The following is a 434-nucleotide window of genomic DNA, read 5'->3' as shown; positions in this document are numbered from 1 at the left end:
TGACGCGGACTCCATATCGCGAACCCGTTGCAGCGCCAAGCGGAGATAGGGGTGGCCTGGAAACAACGTCTCGGCGAATTTGATCCGCGAATCGTGATCCAGCCCAGAGATCGTCTGGCCCCGACTCTCAAGCTCCTCAGAAAATCTGCGAAGACTACGACCATAGACAGCACGGGTGGTTGAGGCCAACCTGCTGTCATTGGTCACTTGTTCCAAGACATACGCGTCTGCCTTTGAGGGCACCGTCACTGGCCACCGGCCAGTCGCTGAATAGCCCGGCTCATGATACGCACGCAGGACGTTCAACGCCGGCTTTATATCCTTAATATCATTGTTTTTCGGAAAGAAAGCATCGACGTGATCGACCAGGGATTGGTGATTTTTTAGATCAGTCGCTTGGCCGCGAGCGCCGAGATCATTCGCCAATCGGCGAA

1 pseudogene is annotated in these 434 nt (G+C 55.1%); it reads right to left on the bottom strand.

Annotation, left to right across the window (positions count from 1 at the left end):
• Positions 1-434: pseudogene (locus AC0L3D_RS36950) on the bottom strand (Ulp1 family isopeptidase); the annotation flags it as partial.

Source organism: Mesorhizobium sp. WSM4837 (genome assembly GCF_055811435.1).
This window is presented reverse-complemented; position numbering and strand designations above follow the sequence as displayed.